The sequence below is a fragment of the Amycolatopsis sp. TNS106 genome (genome assembly GCF_019330265.1).
Lineage (GTDB): Bacteria > Actinomycetota > Actinomycetes > Mycobacteriales > Pseudonocardiaceae > Amycolatopsis > Amycolatopsis lurida.
Window position 1 is genome coordinate 7,438,827 of the sequence record NZ_CP024972.1, and the last position, 14,268, is coordinate 7,453,094.

The following is a 14,268-nucleotide window of genomic DNA, read 5'->3' on the forward strand; positions in this document are numbered from 1 at the left end:
TGTCGTTAGAAGCGCGCTTAGCGCAACAGGGTACACGAGATGGCAAGCTTGGGAATTACTTAGTCTGTTGGCGGCGTCAACAGACAAAGGTCGCCGTGTCGGGCAACTGGGCCAGGATGAAGGCGTCGCTAGGCGCGAGCGAGATGAGCGAGCTGTGGGTGGGGTGCGCCCAGACCTTGTCCAGGACCGCCCCGGTGGGCCGGAATTGCCGGTGCTGGCTGTGATGTTTCGATTGGCATTAATAGGTCTTCTGTATTTGCAGAAGAGTGCCCCCGGCAGGATTCGAACCTGCGACACCCGCTTTAGGAGAGCGGTGCTCTATCCCCTGAGCTACGAGGGCATGTACTGCCAGGCGCAGCCTACCGGGTGACCGGAGCCGCCCGGGCGCGAGGTCGCAAGTCACACCCGGGCGGACCAAGCGGCCGGCCCGGTGAACACCGCGAAACCCCCGAACGGCGGTTGCCCAAGAGCCCGCGAGCGGGCATGCGGCCGGACCGCGACACTGGCCGCCTAGTGACACTCGACCTGCGGATCCGCCCCGCAGCAGCGACACTCAAGCCCAGCAAAACAGGGTCTGAATCGAGCGCTAGATCGACACAGATGACCCGCGCGGGTCACTCGTACGTGTCTGGTTTCGAAACCCTGAACAACAGTAGGTAATCTTCGTTAACGGGACGCGAGACGCCGCTCCCCCGGCTGCCGGAGGGCTTCGTTGATCAAGCTCATGTTCGCCGACGACGAGGAACTGGTCCGTTCGGGCCTGCGTGCCATGATGTCGGGCGCTGCCGATATCGAGATCGTGGGCGAGGCGAGCGACGGGAGATCAGCGGTCGAGGTCGCCCGGCGGTACCACCCCGACGTCGCGTTGCTCGACATCAAGATGCGGGCGCCGGACGACGGCATTCGCGCGCTGCGGGCCATCCTCGCGCTGCCGGATCCGCCGACCGTGGCCATGTTGACCACGTTCGACATCGACGACTACGTCAGTCTCGCGCTCAGGCTCGGGGCCAACGGCTTCCTCCTCAAGGACATCGACCCGGCCGCGCTGCTGAGGGCGGTGCGGGACCTCGCCAGGGGTGGCGCGGTGCTGGACCCGGGAGTCGCGGCGCGCATGGTTCAGTCGCACCGGGACGAGCAGCGGGCCGCGCAGCCGGCGCGCAAGCTGCTCGCGTCGCTGTCCGAACGGGAGCGTGAGGTCGTCGGGCTGATCGGGCAGGGGCTGTCCAACGCGGAGATCGGCGGACGCCTTCACCTGTCCGAGGCCACGGTCAAGGGCTACGTCTCGGCCGTCCTGTCCAAGATCGGCGCGGCGAACCGGGTGCAGGCCGCGCTGCTGGCCTACCGCGGTGGCCTGCTCGACCAGTAATGATCCTCACCGCGCTCGAGTTCCTCGGCTTGATCGCGTTCGCGGCTTCGGGGGCGCTCGCGGCGGTGCGGTCCAGGTTGGACGTCTTCGGGGTGGTCGTCGTCGGGTTGACGACCGCGCTCGGCGGCGGGGTCATCCGTGACGTCCTGCTCGGGATCACGCCGCCCACGACGCTGCGGACCTGGCCGTATCTCGCGGTGTGCGGCGGGACGGCGCTGGTCGTGTTCGTCTTCCATCCGCAGATCGCGAAGCTGCGGCGCGCCGTGCTGCTCGCCGACGCGCTCGGGCTCGGGGTGTTCGCGACGGCGGGGACCACCATCGCGTTGAACGCGGGCGCCACTCCCTACGCGGCGTGCCTGATCGGCATGACGACGGGTATCGGCGGCGGCGCTGTGCGTGACCTTCTGCTGCGGGAAATCCCGCTCGTGCTGCGGAAGGAGATCTACGCGGTCGCGGCGCTCGCGGGGGCCGTGCTCGTCGTGATCGGTCACGCTCTGCGACTGCCGCCGGGGGCGGTGACGGTGGTAGCAGCCGCCGCGGTGGTAGGGGTCCGGATGCTCGCTTTGTGGCGGAGATGGAACGCACCCGTTGCAAAAGGGCCCGAGACCGGCTGAAACGTCTTCCGGATCGTCGGATTTCCTTTGTTGGTTCTGTGTGTGTTCTTAGGCGAGTCTCAGCACTCTGCGTAAGACTGTCGCCATGCGCATCCTCGTAGTGGACGACGACAGGGCCGTCCGTGAATCACTCAGGCGATCCCTTGAGTTCAACGGCTACCAGGTGGAGCTGGCCGGGGACGGCGCGCAGGCCTTGGAAGCGATCATCGCCAACAGACCCGACGCGATGGTCCTCGACGTGATGATGCCGCGGCTCGACGGTCTCGAGGTCGCCCGGCGGCTGCGAAGCACCGGAGACGACCTGCCGATCCTCGTCCTCACCGCCCGGGACACCGTCTCCGACCGGGTGTCCGGTCTCGACGCCGGCGCCGACGACTACTTGCCGAAGCCCTTCGCGCTCGAAGAGCTTCTCGCGCGCCTTCGCGCGCTTCTGCGCCGGGCGATCCCGGATCCGCAGGCCGGACAGAACGCCGAGGTCCTCTCGTTCGCGGACCTCACCTTGGACCCGGGGACGCGCGAGGTGCGCCGGGCGGGGCGGGAGATCAGTCTCACCAGGACCGAATTCGCCTTGCTGGAGCTGTTCCTCTCCTACCCGAAGCACGTTCTGACCCGCAGCCGGATCCTGGAGGAAGTGTGGGGATACGACTTCCCGACGTCGGGCAACGCGCTGGAGGTCTACGTCGGTTATTTGCGCCGAAAGACCGAGGCTGGGAACGAACCGAGGCTGATCCACACGGTGCGGGGAGTGGGCTACGTGCTGAGGGAAACCCCGCCGTGACGGAGCCGGTCCCGGTCGTCGACGTGTCCGGAAAGGATCCGCGCGGCGACCGCTGGAGCACGCGGCGCTTCTCGCTCCGCGGCCGGGTGACGCTGCTCGCGGCCGCTTCGGTGGCGGGCGCGGTGGCGCTGGTGTCCCTCGGCGCTTATCTCGTCGTGAAGGACAACCTCTACCAGCAGGTGGACGACAACCTGCTCGCCCGCGCGCAGGCCGCGGTCGACTCCCCGCAGGTGCAGACCGAGTTGCAGCAGGTGCCCGGCGCCTTCCTGGCCAGCGCGGACCTGCAGATCGGCCAGCTGACGGTCGGCGAAAAGATCCGGCTGACCTTCCCGCAGTCCGGCAGCCGCCCGCCGTACGGTCCGGACGAGATCGCGGTCGCCACCGGCGACAAGGCGTTCTCCCTGCGCACCGACCCGAAGACCGACAGCCGCGTCGTCGCCCTCCCGCAGGGGGACGGCCAGGCGATGGTGCTCGCCCAGTCGCTCGGGCCGACGAAGCGCACCCTGAACGAGCTTTCCGTGGTCCTGTTCCTGATCGGCGGTGCCGGGATCCTGGTCGCCGCGGCCGCCGGAACGGCTGTGGCGAGAGCGGGCCTGCGGCCGGTCGACAGACTCACGTCGGCGGCGGAACGCGTTGCCACGACGGGCGACCTGCGGCCGATCCCGGTCAGCGGTGACGACGAACTCGCCCGCCTCACCCAGAGCTTCAACACGATGCTGGGCACGGTCGCCGAATCGCAGGAACGGCAACGGCAACTCGTCGCCGACGCGGGCCACGAACTCCGCACCCCGCTGACGTCGCTCCGCACCAACCTGGAGCTGCTCCTGTCCGCGAGCAGGCCGGGCGCGCGGACGCTGTCCGACGAGGACCGCAGCGACATCGAGGCCGACATCCGCGGCCAGCTCGACGAGCTGACCCAGCTGATCGGCGACCTCGTCGAACTGGCGCGCCAGGACGAGCCGCGGATCGAGCACGAGCGGGTCGAGATGGTCGACGTCGTCGAGCGCGCGCTGGACAGGGCACGCCGCCGCGCGGGCGAGATCGAGTTCGACGTCTCGCTCCAGCCGTGGGTGCTGACCGGCGACACGAGCGCGCTGGAACGCGCGGTGCTGAACCTGCTGGACAACGCGGTGAAGTTCTCGCCGGAAGGATCGACGGTCGGGGTCCGGCTGTACCCGATCGGCGACGGCACCGCCGTGCTCGAAGTCGAAGATTCCGGGCCGGGGATCGCCGACGAGGACCTGCCGAAGGTGTTCGACCGCTTCTACCGCTCGTCGGAGGCGCGGACGCTGCCCGGTTCCGGGCTCGGGCTCGCCATCGTCCAGCACGCGGCGCAGCGGCACGGCGGCGACGTCTACGCGGGCCGCGCGTCCACCGGTGGCGCGCTGATGACCTTGCGGCTCCCGGGAGCGCCCGCCTGACAGGTGATTACTCTGACGGGTGATGAGCACCGAGAACGAGTCTGAGCCGCCGCCCCGCCGTCTGCTGTGGACACTGCTGGTGGCCGCGGTGCTGCTGGCCGCCGACCAGCTGACCAAATGGTGGGCCGTCGACGCCCTCACCGATCGTGCGCCGATCCCGGTGATCGGCGACTTCATCCGGTTCCGGCTGCTCTACAACCCGGGCGCGGCGTTCTCGCTGGGTGCCGGCTCCACCTGGATCTTCGCGATCCTGGCGGCTGTCGCGGTGGTCGCGCTGCTGTGGATCTCCCGGAAGGTCCGTTCGGCGGGCTGGGCGATCTCGCTCGGGCTGCTGCTCGGTGGCGCGACGACGCATCTGGGCGACCGTTTGTTCCGCGAGCCCGGCTTCGCGCGCGGCCACGTCGTCGACTTCATCGACTACAACGGCTGGTTCGTCGGGAACGTCGCCGACATCGCGCTGTTCTTCGGCGCCGTGTCGCTTTTCGTGCTGAGTTTCCGCGGGGTCCCGATCGAGGGCGTCAAGGAGACCGTGGAGGAGTAACGAGGCAGAACTCGTTCCCTTCCGGATCCGCGAGCACGACGAGCCCGTCCTCGGGACGCGCCACTACGCGCGCACCCAAGGAAACGAGGCGTTCGACGCTGTCTCCCGTCAGGTCCAGGTGCACCCGGTTCTTGACGACCTTGGATTCCGGGACCAGATTGAAGAAGAGCCGCGGTCCCGACGTCGCTTCGACCAGGACCGAAGGATCGTCCTCGGGGCCCGAAAATCCCAGCGAACGAAGGCGATCAAGCTCTTCTTGGTCGTAGGGTGCGACTTCGTAGCCGTCGAGCACGGAAGCCCAGAAACGGGCGAGCGAAGCCGGATGACGGCAGTCGAAGACGACGTCGCGAAGCCTGGCCATGACCCTCATGGTGGCAGGCTGATGAGCTCGTCGCGCCATGTTTGATCGTGTAGGATTTTGTGTAGTTGATCCAGTGTAGTCATCGGAGGCTTCGTGCTCGCGCGGCAACGGCAGGCGGTGATCCTCGAGGAGGCGCGCCGGACGGGCGCGGTCCGGGTCAGCGATCTCGTCGCGAGGCTCGGCGTCTCCGATATGACGGTGCGCCGCGACCTCGACGTGCTCGCCGGTCGCGGACTGGTCGAGAAGGTCTACGGCGGCGCCACCTCCGTCGTCGGCAAGAGCACCGACGAGCCCGGGTTCGAGGCCAAATCCGTGCGCCAGCGCGCGCAGAAGGAGGCCATCGCCGCCCTCGCCGCCGGGCTGGTCCGGCCGGGCACCGCGATCGGTGTCTCCGCGGGCACCACCACGTGGACGCTGGCAAGGGCACTCGACGAGGTTCCTGGCCTGACGATCGTCACGAACTCCATCCAGGTCGCCGACGTGCTGCGCGGCGTGAACCAGCCGGATCGCACGGTGGTCCTCACCGGCGGCGTCCGCACCCCGTCGGACGCGCTGGTCGGGCCGGTCGCCGTGCAGAGCCTGCGGTCGCTGCACCTGGACCTCGTCTTCCTCGGCGTGCATGGGATGGCCGAGGGGCCCGGGTTCACCACCCCGAACCTGACCGAATCCGAGACCGACCGCGCGCTGGTCGAAGCGGGCCGCAAGCTGGTCGTGCTGGCCGATCACACCAAATGGGGAATCGTCGGCATCTCCACGATCGCCGGGCTCGATGAGGCCGATGTCGTCGTTTCGGACGACGGTTTGCCCGACAAGGCAAGAGAAACGCTCACCGAGCAGGCGGGTGAGCTGATGATCGCCGAAACGGCTGAGTCGGCAGAAGCCGAAGAAGCGTGAAGTCGACGGCCGGGAACGCCATACTCATGTGCGATGCACAGCTTTGGCTCAGGAACTTCTCAGGACCATCCCGCAAGGTGAAGACATGACCGAGAACGACCCCAGCGGCCAGGACGCCGAGAAGGCGCGGCCCGCCGGCGCTCAGCCGGACGCGGAGCAGAGCGCGAGCTGGGCGGCCCAGCCCACGCCGCAGCAGCCTGACGCGACCGGCCTCGGCGGCCATGCCACTCCGCACACCGGAGCGCAGCAGGCCTACAACCCGTGGGCTCCCCAGTCGCAGACGCAGACTCAGCAGGCGCCCGCCCCGGAGCACCACACCCAGGGCCAGTACACCCAGGGACACCAGATCCCCGGCCAGCAGACACCGTTCACCCAGCCGGGGCCGTCGATGTACGCGGTCCCGCAGCAGCGGCAGGCGCAGAAGTCCACGTCGGGCAAGCTGCTCGCCGGTGTCGCGGCGATCGCGCTGGTCGTCGGCGGTGTCGCGGGCGGCACGGTCGGCTACCTGACCGGCGACGCGTCCGGCGGCTCTTCCGTGAACGCGCTCGACGCGCCGAAGCCGGCCCAGCAGACGGGCAATCTGCCCGCCGGTTCCGTCGAGGCGGTGGCGCAGAAGCTGTCGCCGAGCGTCGTGGAGCTCCAGGTGTCCGGGCGATCGGGCGCGGGTGAGGGCTCCGGCTTCGTGCTCAGCACCGACGGCTACGTGCTGACCAACAACCACGTCGTCGAGGTCGCCGCCGGTGGCGGGCAGATTCAGGCGGTGTTCCAGGACGGCAAGAAGGGCACGGCGACCGTCGTCGGCCGTGACCCGACGACGGATATCGCCGTGGTGAAGGTCAGCGGCGTCAGCGGCCTGACCCCGGTGGAACTCGGTCGCTCCGACGACCTGCGCGTCGGGCAGCCGGTGGTCGCCATCGGTTCGCCGTTCGAACTGACGGGCACGGTCACCTCGGGCATCGTCAGCGCGCTGAACCGGCCGGTGAGCGCCGGCGGCAACGGCGACCAGACCACGGTGATGTCGGCGGTGCAGACCGACGCGGCGATCAACCCCGGCAACTCCGGCGGCCCGCTCGCGAACATGGCGGGCCAGGTCATCGGCATCAACTCGGCGATCTACAGCCCGAAGTCCGCGCAGGGTCAGGGCGGCGAGAGCGGCGGCAACGTCGGCATCGGCTTCGCGATCCCGATCGACCAGGCGCGCCGCACGGCCGACGACATCATCAACACCGGCCAGGCGACGCAGACCTTTATCGGCGCGCGAGTGCAGACGGCGCCGACCGGTGGAGCGCAGCTCGGCGAGATCTCGCCGGGCAGCCCCGCGGAGAAGGCGGGCCTCAAATCCGGTGACGTCGTGACGAAGCTGGACGACCGCTCGATCCCCAACGCGGACGCGCTCGTCGCCGAGATCCGCACCCGGGCGCCGAACGACAAGGTGAAGTTCACGCTCAGCGGGGACAAGGTCATCGAGGTGACCCTCGGCGGGCAGCCCGTCACCCCGAACTAGCCCTTCCAGAGACGCTCGGCCGCAGTGCGCGGCCGAGACCAGCTCCGGCTCGAACCCCCAGCGGGCCGGACCCCAAGAGGCCACGCGCGACCGGCTGCCAATCCCGGTCGCGCGTGGCCCCTTTCATTTCGCTGTCCGCCGGACCAGCACGGCCACGAGCACCCCCAGCCAGACGACCGCCAGGCTCACGAGCAGGCCGGTGCCGGTGTCGGCGTCGTGCAGGCCCGGATTCCGGGCGCCGCCGAAAGGCCGCCACAGCAACGGGAACGCGAGCAGCGTCAACACACCGGTGAGCACCGCGCCCGTCTTGACCGGCGTCTTCCAGCGTTCCGGGAGGAACCTGCTCAGCGCGAATCCCACGGCGCCGGCCAGCGGTGCGATCAGCAGGTCGTGCGCCAGCGGGCCGCCGACGAGCCACCCGAGGGTCCCGAAGACGTCCGGTCGCAGCGGGAAGGCGTACTCGGAGAACAGCACCGCGCCCCACGCGAGCGCGGCGAGGCCGGGCAGGAACAGCAGCAGCCTCAACGTCTTCACAGCGTCTCCAAGCGGGTGACCCATTTCGTCTGCAGGACACCCGGCCGGTTCGGGGCGATGATCCGGCACGGGAAGCCGTGGTCGGCGTCGAGCACTTCACCGTTGAGTTCCAGCGCCAGCAGGGTGAGGTCGTCCGCGGTGTGCTCGCCGGGGAGATCGCTGATCCCGTAGAGCCCGGCCTTCTCCAGCGAGAACACGCGGACCGGTGTGCCCGGGGTGCTTCCGGCGTGCCGCAACAACTCCGGCAGGGAGACGCCGCTCCAGCGAGCGGATTCGCTCCATCCTTCGACGCATGCGATCGGCAGCTCGGCCGAAGTTCGCGGGAGGGCACGGAGTTCTTCCAGCGAATAGGTCTTCGTGCCGTTCGCGGTCACCACGGAAAGCCGCCAGCCGGGGTCGTTCACCGCGTCCAGGACGCCCGCCGCCGCGGCGGTCCGGTTCACCGGCAGGCCTTGCGGCCCCTTGTCGCTGCGCCACGAAAGGCCGGAAACGCCGCGCAGCAAAGGAACCGTGGCCCCGGCCGTCGCCACGACGCCGACTCCCGCGGCCAGCCAGGTCGTGCGGAGGAAGGCGCGCCGTGAGGGTTCCGGCTTCCTAGTGAGCGAACGGCGGACGATGGGGAGTTTCACCGCGACGTGCACCAGGATCGAGCCGATCGCCACCCACGCGACCGCGTAGTGCAGCTGCGGGAAGTAGAACGTCCACGGATAGTTCTGCGCGACGTTGAACAGGCCGGTGGCGAGTTCGAAGAAGGCGGCCGCGGAGAGGACGAGGATCGACAGGCGTTCGAGCGCGTGCGGCAGCGAACGGATCACCGGCCGCTCGAACAGTTTCGGGTAGACGCTCCAGAGTTTGGCCAGCAGCAAGGGGATCGACGCGATACCGGCGATCACGTGCGTGCCCTGCGTGACCCGGTACAGCCAGACCGGGCGGCTCGGCCAGCCGAACCACGACGGCGGATGCTGGATGAGATGACTGAGCAGTCCGGTGACGAAGCACAGTGTGAACGTCACGGCGAGCGCGAGCCCGATCCGCGACGTCACCCGCTCCGAAGGGGTGTTCATGCTTTCTCCAGGCAGGCGAACCAGCGGTGGCCGTGGCTGGTGGACCACGCGACGCGGAAGGCGGTGCGGGCGGCGAGGTCCGCGATCGCCTCGACGCCGACCCACGCCCAGGTGAACCAGGCGCCGTTGTCGGGACGCAGCCGGACCCGGTCCTGGCGGAGTCCGCGGCCCGGCGGGTCGAGTTCGACGAGCACCGTCCCGCCGTCGGTGAGCAGTTCCGCCATCCGGGTGAGGAGACGGTGTGGATCGCCGCCGATGCCGATGTTCCCGTCGGCGAGCAGGGCATGCCGCCAGCGCCCTTCGCCGGGGAGCCGGTCGAACACGTCCCGGTGGAGCGCGGCGGCGCCACGGGCTTGGGTGAGCCGCACGGCGGTGGCCGAGATGTCGACGCCCAGCGAAGCGACGCCGCGTTCGGTCAGCGCGGCGGTGAGCCTGCCGGGCCCGCAGCCGACGTCGAGGGTCGGGCCGTCACAAGCGGCGAGGAGGACGTCGTCGCCTTCGCAGGGGATGGCGGTCCAGCGGTCGACCGGCAGGTCGACGCGTTCGCCGGTCGCCAGTTCCAGCCAGCAGCGATGGCCGAGCAGGCCGCGGTCGAAGGCGGTCACCGGACTTCGGCCACCGCTCGGGCGAACCGGCCGTGCGGAGCCGCCGCGGCGACCCGGTGCGCGTCCGGGAGAATGTCCACATCGGACAGTGTGGGCAGGATTCCGGGGCGTAGTCCGATGTCGGTCAGAGCGCGCAGGGTCTGCCTTCCGGTGTCGTCCCGCGACATCGGCACTCCGGCGAGAACCTTGGCGTGCAACGGATCCTTGAGCCCCAGTGCCCACCAGCCGCCGTCCTCGGCCAGCCCGAGGACGGAGTCTTCGGGCCGGTCGGCGGCGTCGGCCAGGAGCGCCGGGGTGACTTGCGGGGTGTCCATGCCGATCTGCAGCACCGATTCCCCCGGACGGGGTGCGTCGGCGTGGGCGTTGACGAGCCGCGTGTCGAACGCTTCCCCGCGTTGGGGGATCACCTCCGTTTTTCGGAGCGCTGAAGCGATTTCCGTGCCGCGGACGGCCTCGCCGAGTTCGCCGGTCATGGCGACGACCACACGTGCCTTCGGCGTCATGAGGGCGGCTTCGAGGGTGTCGAGCAGGGAGGCGGCCGCGATCTCGGCGGCCTGCTCCGGTGTCGCGGGCGGGCACAGCCGCGTCTTCGCGAAACCGGGCACGGGCGCCTTGGCGACGATCAACAGGCAGAAGGTCATCGGCTCAGCACCCGCCCGAAATCCCGGGCCGCCCGCAGGGTCCCCCGCAGCGAGCCGGAGACCTTCGACTTCGTGCCCTTGGCGCGTTCGCCGTAGGACACGTCGAACTCGGTGACCCGCCAGCCCGCGCGCCCCGCCTTGAGCAGCAGTTCGAGCGGGTAGCCGAAGGCGCGATCGGTGACGCCGAGATCGAGGAGCGCATGTCGTCGAGCGGCTCGCAGCGGCGCGATGTCACGGACCGGCAATCCCTTGTACCGCAAGAGCGACGAGATCACTGCGTTGCCGGCTCTCGCGTGCCACGGCCAGACGCCGGGACCGGTCGGCACCCGCCGCCCGACCGTCAGCTCGGCGTCGGCGAGGCCGCCGACCAGCATCGGCAGTTCGGCGAGGTCGAGGGAACCGTCGGCGTCGGCGAAACAGACGATCTCCGCCGTGGCCGCCTCCAGCCCCGTGTGCACCGCGGCGCCATAGCCGCGCCGGGGTTCGTGGACGACCTTCGCCCCGAGCCCGGCCGCGATCTCGGCGGAACCGTCCCTGGAGCCGTTGTCGACCACGATCGCCCGATACCCCTCGGGCAGGGCCGCCAGCACCCCGGGAAGGGCACCGGCCTCGTCGAGACAGGGGAGCACGACGTCAACCTGGTCATCGTTCACGCAACGCACGTTAAGTCCGGGGTGGACGGACGAAAACCCTTGCGCTGCTTACCGAATTCTGACGTCAGGGAAGTTCTTACCGAGTTCTGACGGACCGCGCCGTCAGGCCGCGGGGCAGCGGAAACGCGGTTATGGTGCCGGTGATGTCCACTGTCACCGCCCCTTCCCGCACCGGCCGCCGGGCCGATCTGATCGCCGTGGGGCTCGCGATGCTCGTGGTCGCCGCCGCGATCGCGGTCGGCCTCCACCACAACCGGCCCGGTTCCGGCGTGGTGATCTACGCCTTCGCGCCGCCGCTGTTCGGGTTGTGGCTGCCGCATGTGGGTCCGGGTTCGGTGGCCGCGGTCGTGCTCGCGCTCCTGGTCGTCACCAAAGGTCCCTCGCTCGCCGCCCGGCTGAGCTGGCGTCCGCTGCTCGCGCTCGGCTACGTGACCGCGCTGGCATGGACGTTCTCGCTGGCGATGATCGACGGGTGGACGCGCGGGTTCACCGGCAGGCTCACCACGGAGCACGAGTACCTGCACGAGGTGCCGGGGATCACCGACATCCCGAAGATGCTGGACGAGTTCTCCTCTCGCATCCTGGATTTCCAGCCTGATTCGTGGACGACGCACGTTTCCGGGCATCCACCGGGAGCGACGCTGGTCTTCGTCTGGCTCGACCGGCTCGGGCTGCAAGGCGGCGCGTGGGCCTCGACGGTCGTCGTGCTGATCGGCTGTCTCACGGTGGTCGCGGTGCCGGTGACGCTGTCCGCGCTGGGCAGGCAGGACGCCGCGAGGACGGTCCTGCCGTTCGCGGTCCTGACCCCGGGCGCGATCTGGATCGGCGTCTCCGCCGACGGCCTCTTCGCGGGTGTCACGGCGACCGGGATAGCGCTGCTGGCGCTCGCCGGACGACGGCGGATCCTCGCGCTCCCCGGAGGCCTGCTGCTCGGGTTCGGGCTCTTCCTCTCCTACGGTCTCGTGCTGCTCGGCGTGATCGTGCTCGCCGTCGTCGTGCTGACCCGCGAGTGGCGGATCCTCCTGTGGGCCACGGCGGGGGTGGCCGTGGTCGTCGCGGCGTTCGCGCTGGCCGGGTTCTGGTGGCTCGACGGCTATCACCTGGTGGTCGAGCGCTACTACCAGGGCATCGCGACCCTGCGCCCGTACTCCTACTGGGTGTGGGCGGATATCGCGGCGGTGCTGATCGCGCTCGGCCCGGCCGTGATCGCCGGGACGCGGCGGGCCGGTGCGGAGTTCCTCACCGAGCCGAAACGGTCGTTCCGCGAGCCGGTCACGCTGATCGTCCTCGCCGCGGTGCTGACGATCGCCTTCGCCGACCTGTCCGGCCTGTCGAAGGCGGAGGTCGAACGCATCTGGCTACCGTTCGAGGTGTGGCTGCTGCCCGCGGTGGCGCTGCTGCCGTCGAAGGGGCGGCGGTGGTGGCTCGCCGCGTCGGCGGCCACGGCGCTGGTGGTGAACCATCTGGTGCTGACGAGCTGGTGAGGTGGGCTTCATGACAGAGCAAGGGCGGGTGCTCGTCGTCGACGACGACGAGACCGTGCGGGACGTCGTCCGGCGATACCTGGAGGTCGCGGGCTTCGAAGTCGACGTCGCCGGTGACGGCACCGAGGGGCTCCGGCTGTTCTCGGCGACCGGGCCGGATCTCGTGGTCCTCGACGTCATGATGCCGGGGCTCAACGGGCTCGAGGTGTGCCGCCGCCTGCGGCAGGTGAGCCAGGTGCCGGTCGTGATGCTGACCGCGCTCGGCGAGGAGGAGAACCGGATCGCCGGGCTCCAGCTCGGCGCCGACGACTACGTCACGAAACCGTTCAGCCCCAAGGAACTCGCGTTGCGCGTGGCGTCGGTCCTGCGGCGGGCACGGATGCCGCGGCCCGAACCGGCGGCGCGCGTGATCACCGACGGCGATCTCGCGTTGCAGATGTCCGCGCGGCAGGCGGCCCTCGGTGGCGTGGAACTTCCCCTGACCAGCCGGGAATTCGATCTGCTCGCGTTCTTCCTCACCCATCCCGGTGTGGCGTTCTCCCGGGCCGACCTGCTGGAGAAGGTCTGGGGCTGGGACTTCGGCGACCAGTCCACCGTGACCGTCCACGTGAGACGGTTGCGGGAGAAGATCGAGAAGAACCCGGCGAAACCCGTCCGCGTCGCCACCGTGTGGGGCGTGGGCTACCGGTACGACCCGGTGCGGCGATGATCGGCTCCGGTGAGTCGTTCGGCGAAATGCTGGCGCACGCCTGGCATATCCTGCCGTTCGCGCTGATGTTCGCGTTGCCGGTGATGCTGTTCGGCGGTTTGGCGCTGTACCTGCTCCGGCGCGGTTCGCTGGCCAGCACGATGACGATCCTCGTGCTGATCCCGGTGCTCGCGACGCTGATCGCCGTGCTCGGGATCAGCGGGTTCATGTTCACCCCCGCGCTGACCACGATGACCCTGGTCTGTGTGCTGGTCGCGCTGGTGATCGTGCCGACGGCGCTCGTGCTCGGCCGCGCGATCGCGCGCCGCAGCGTGTGGGAACGGGAGGCGCGGGAACGGGAGCGCGCGGCCGAGGCGTCGCGGCGCGAACTGGTCGCGTGGATCAGCCACGACCTGCGAAGCCCGCTGGCCGGCATCCAGGCGATGGCCGAGGCCGTCGCGGACGGCGTCGTCGCCGACCCGATCGAGGTCACCGGCTACGCGCGGCGGATCAGCGGCGAGACCACGCGGCTGTCCGGCATGGTCGGCGATCTGTTCGAGCTCTCGCGGATCACCGCGGGCGCGCTCCAGCTGACCATGGCCGCCGTGCCGCTGCGCGATGTCGTGAGCGACGCCGTCGCCGCGCAAGCGCCGCTCGCCGAGCAAAAACGCGTGCGGATGATCGAATACGCCGAAGTGTGGCCGGTCGTCTCCGGCAGCGACCCGGAACTGGCACGGATCGTGCGCAACCTGGTGTCCAACGCCGTGCGGCACACGCCGCCGGACGGGACGGTCGCGGTCCAGATCGGCATCGACGGTGGCGAGGCGCTGCTCGCGGTCTCCGACGGCTGCGGCGGGATCCCCGACGACGAGATCGGGCGGGTCTTCGACGTCGCGTTCCGCGGGACGACGGCGCGCACCCCCGAGCGCGGCGGGCTGGCGAGCGGTGGCGGGCTCGGGCTGGCGATCGCGAAAGGCCTCGTCGAAGCCCATCGCGGTCGCATCGGCGTCCGGAACGACGGTCCCGGCTGCCGCTTCGAGGTCCGGCTTCCGCTCGCCCTGCCCTGACCGTGTCAGCGGCGTGTCACCGCGGTGTCAGCGCGGGCCGCGATCGTTGCCGC

At 69.9% G+C, this 14,268-nt stretch carries 16 protein-coding genes and 1 tRNA gene; 10 read left to right on the forward strand and 7 right to left on the reverse strand.

The window, feature by feature from the left end; all coding sequences use genetic code 11:
• Positions 1-267: 267 nt before the first annotated feature.
• Positions 268-340, reverse strand: a tRNA-Arg gene (locus tag CVV72_RS34295).
• A gap of 372 nt (positions 341-712) precedes the next feature.
• On the opposite strand from CVV72_RS34295, the gene CVV72_RS34300 reads away from it, so the two are divergent.
• From CVV72_RS34300 to lspA, 5 genes are all read left to right on the forward strand, one after another.
• Positions 713-1,366, forward strand: a complete 654-nt coding sequence (locus CVV72_RS34300; protein ID WP_005155565.1) for a response regulator transcription factor — start codon at positions 713-715, stop codon at positions 1,364-1,366.
• A complete protein-coding gene (locus CVV72_RS34305) occupies positions 1,366-1,980 on the forward strand; it encodes a trimeric intracellular cation channel family protein (RefSeq protein ID WP_219148163.1) in 615 nt (204 codons plus the stop codon). The genes CVV72_RS34300 and CVV72_RS34305 overlap by 1 nt, the downstream gene beginning before the upstream one ends.
• A gap of 85 nt (positions 1,981-2,065) precedes the next feature.
• Positions 2,066-2,758 (forward strand): response regulator transcription factor, encoded by a 693-nt coding sequence (locus CVV72_RS34310; protein WP_037340466.1) that lies wholly within the window; start codon positions 2,066-2,068, stop codon positions 2,756-2,758.
• Positions 2,755-4,179, forward strand: a complete 1,425-nt coding sequence (locus CVV72_RS34315) for a HAMP domain-containing sensor histidine kinase (RefSeq protein WP_219148165.1) — start codon at positions 2,755-2,757, stop codon at positions 4,177-4,179. Before CVV72_RS34310 ends, CVV72_RS34315 begins: the two co-directional genes overlap by 4 nt.
• 22 nt (positions 4,180-4,201) lie before the next feature.
• Positions 4,202-4,720 carry a signal peptidase II gene (lspA, locus tag CVV72_RS34320; protein ID WP_219148167.1) on the forward strand — a complete coding sequence of 173 codons (519 nt, stop codon included), beginning with the start codon at positions 4,202-4,204 and terminating at the stop codon, positions 4,718-4,720.
• Here lspA and CVV72_RS34325 read toward each other — a convergent pair.
• Positions 4,698-5,081 (reverse strand): VOC family protein, encoded by a 384-nt coding sequence (locus CVV72_RS34325; RefSeq protein WP_219148169.1) that lies wholly within the window; start codon positions 5,079-5,081, stop codon positions 4,698-4,700. The genes lspA and CVV72_RS34325 overlap by 23 nt on opposite strands.
• Positions 5,082-5,174: 93 nt before the next feature.
• Between CVV72_RS34325 and CVV72_RS34330 the strand changes: the two genes are divergently transcribed.
• The gene (locus CVV72_RS34330) at positions 5,175-5,975 is read left to right on the forward strand and encodes a DeoR/GlpR family DNA-binding transcription regulator (RefSeq protein ID WP_219148171.1); all 801 of its coding nucleotides are present in this window, start codon (positions 5,175-5,177) and stop codon (positions 5,973-5,975) included.
• Between the two features lie 85 nt (positions 5,976-6,060).
• The gene (locus CVV72_RS34335; RefSeq protein WP_219148173.1) at positions 6,061-7,479 is read left to right on the forward strand and encodes a S1C family serine protease; all 1,419 of its coding nucleotides are present in this window, start codon (positions 6,061-6,063) and stop codon (positions 7,477-7,479) included.
• 123 nt (positions 7,480-7,602) lie between these two features.
• Here CVV72_RS34335 and CVV72_RS34340 read toward each other — a convergent pair whose 3' ends face one another.
• From CVV72_RS34340 to CVV72_RS34360, 5 genes are read right to left on the reverse strand one after another with little or no spacing between them, the layout of a single operon-like run.
• The gene (locus CVV72_RS34340; protein WP_219148175.1) at positions 7,603-8,013 is read right to left on the reverse strand and encodes a hypothetical protein; all 411 of its coding nucleotides are present in this window, start codon (positions 8,011-8,013) and stop codon (positions 7,603-7,605) included.
• Positions 8,010-9,077, reverse strand: coding sequence for a molybdopterin-dependent oxidoreductase (locus tag CVV72_RS34345; RefSeq protein ID WP_219148177.1), 1,068 nt, complete (start codon positions 9,075-9,077; stop codon positions 8,010-8,012). Before CVV72_RS34345 ends, CVV72_RS34340 begins: the two co-directional genes overlap by 4 nt.
• A complete protein-coding gene (locus CVV72_RS34350; protein ID WP_219148179.1) occupies positions 9,074-9,682 on the reverse strand; it encodes a bifunctional 2-polyprenyl-6-hydroxyphenol methylase/3-demethylubiquinol 3-O-methyltransferase UbiG in 609 nt (202 codons plus the stop codon). Before CVV72_RS34350 ends, CVV72_RS34345 begins: the two co-directional genes overlap by 4 nt.
• Complete coding sequence (locus CVV72_RS34355; RefSeq protein ID WP_219148182.1) at positions 9,679-10,323, reverse strand: DUF2064 domain-containing protein; 645 nt, start codon at positions 10,321-10,323, stop codon at positions 9,679-9,681. Before CVV72_RS34355 ends, CVV72_RS34350 begins: the two co-directional genes overlap by 4 nt.
• A complete protein-coding gene (locus CVV72_RS34360; protein ID WP_219148183.1) occupies positions 10,320-10,976 on the reverse strand; it encodes a glycosyltransferase family 2 protein in 657 nt (218 codons plus the stop codon). The genes CVV72_RS34355 and CVV72_RS34360 overlap by 4 nt, the downstream gene beginning before the upstream one ends.
• 131 nt (positions 10,977-11,107) lie before the next feature.
• On the opposite strand from CVV72_RS34360, the gene CVV72_RS34365 reads away from it, so the two are divergent.
• From CVV72_RS34365 to CVV72_RS34375, 3 genes are read left to right on the forward strand one after another with little or no spacing between them, the layout of a single operon-like run.
• Entirely contained in the window at positions 11,108-12,460 is a 1,353-nt protein-coding gene (locus CVV72_RS34365; protein ID WP_219148185.1) for a hypothetical protein, read from the forward strand.
• Between the two features lie 10 nt (positions 12,461-12,470).
• Positions 12,471-13,169, forward strand: coding sequence for a response regulator transcription factor (locus CVV72_RS34370; RefSeq protein ID WP_034305757.1), 699 nt, complete (start codon positions 12,471-12,473; stop codon positions 13,167-13,169).
• On the forward strand, positions 13,166-14,215 hold the full coding sequence (locus CVV72_RS34375; protein ID WP_219148187.1) for a sensor histidine kinase KdpD: 1,050 nt from the start codon (positions 13,166-13,168) through the stop codon (positions 14,213-14,215). The genes CVV72_RS34370 and CVV72_RS34375 overlap by 4 nt, the downstream gene beginning before the upstream one ends.
• Positions 14,216-14,268: the final 53 nt, after the last annotated feature.

Coding starts and splice junctions, on each gene's coding strand:
- CVV72_RS34305 (WP_219148163.1), top strand. CDS start 1,366: ATGATCCTCACCGCGCTCGAGTTCCTCGGCTTGATCGCGTTCGCGGCT.
- CVV72_RS34310 (WP_037340466.1), top strand. CDS start 2,066: ATGCGCATCCTCGTAGTGGACGACGACAGGGCCGTCCGTGAATCACTC.
- lspA (WP_219148167.1), top strand. CDS start 4,202: ATGAGCACCGAGAACGAGTCTGAGCCGCCGCCCCGCCGTCTGCTGTGG.
- CVV72_RS34325 (WP_219148169.1), bottom strand. CDS start 5,081: ATGGCCAGGCTTCGCGACGTCGTCTTCGACTGCCGTCATCCGGCTTCG.
- CVV72_RS34335 (WP_219148173.1), top strand. CDS start 6,061: ATGACCGAGAACGACCCCAGCGGCCAGGACGCCGAGAAGGCGCGGCCC.
- CVV72_RS34345 (WP_219148177.1), bottom strand. CDS start 9,077: ATGAACACCCCTTCGGAGCGGGTGACGTCGCGGATCGGGCTCGCGCTC.
- CVV72_RS34355 (WP_219148182.1), bottom strand. CDS start 10,323: ATGACCTTCTGCCTGTTGATCGTCGCCAAGGCGCCCGTGCCCGGTTTC.
- CVV72_RS34365 (WP_219148185.1), top strand. CDS start 11,108: ATGGTGCCGGTGATGTCCACTGTCACCGCCCCTTCCCGCACCGGCCGC.
- CVV72_RS34370 (WP_034305757.1), top strand. CDS start 12,471: ATGACAGAGCAAGGGCGGGTGCTCGTCGTCGACGACGACGAGACCGTG.
- CVV72_RS34375 (WP_219148187.1), top strand. CDS start 13,166: ATGATCGGCTCCGGTGAGTCGTTCGGCGAAATGCTGGCGCACGCCTGG.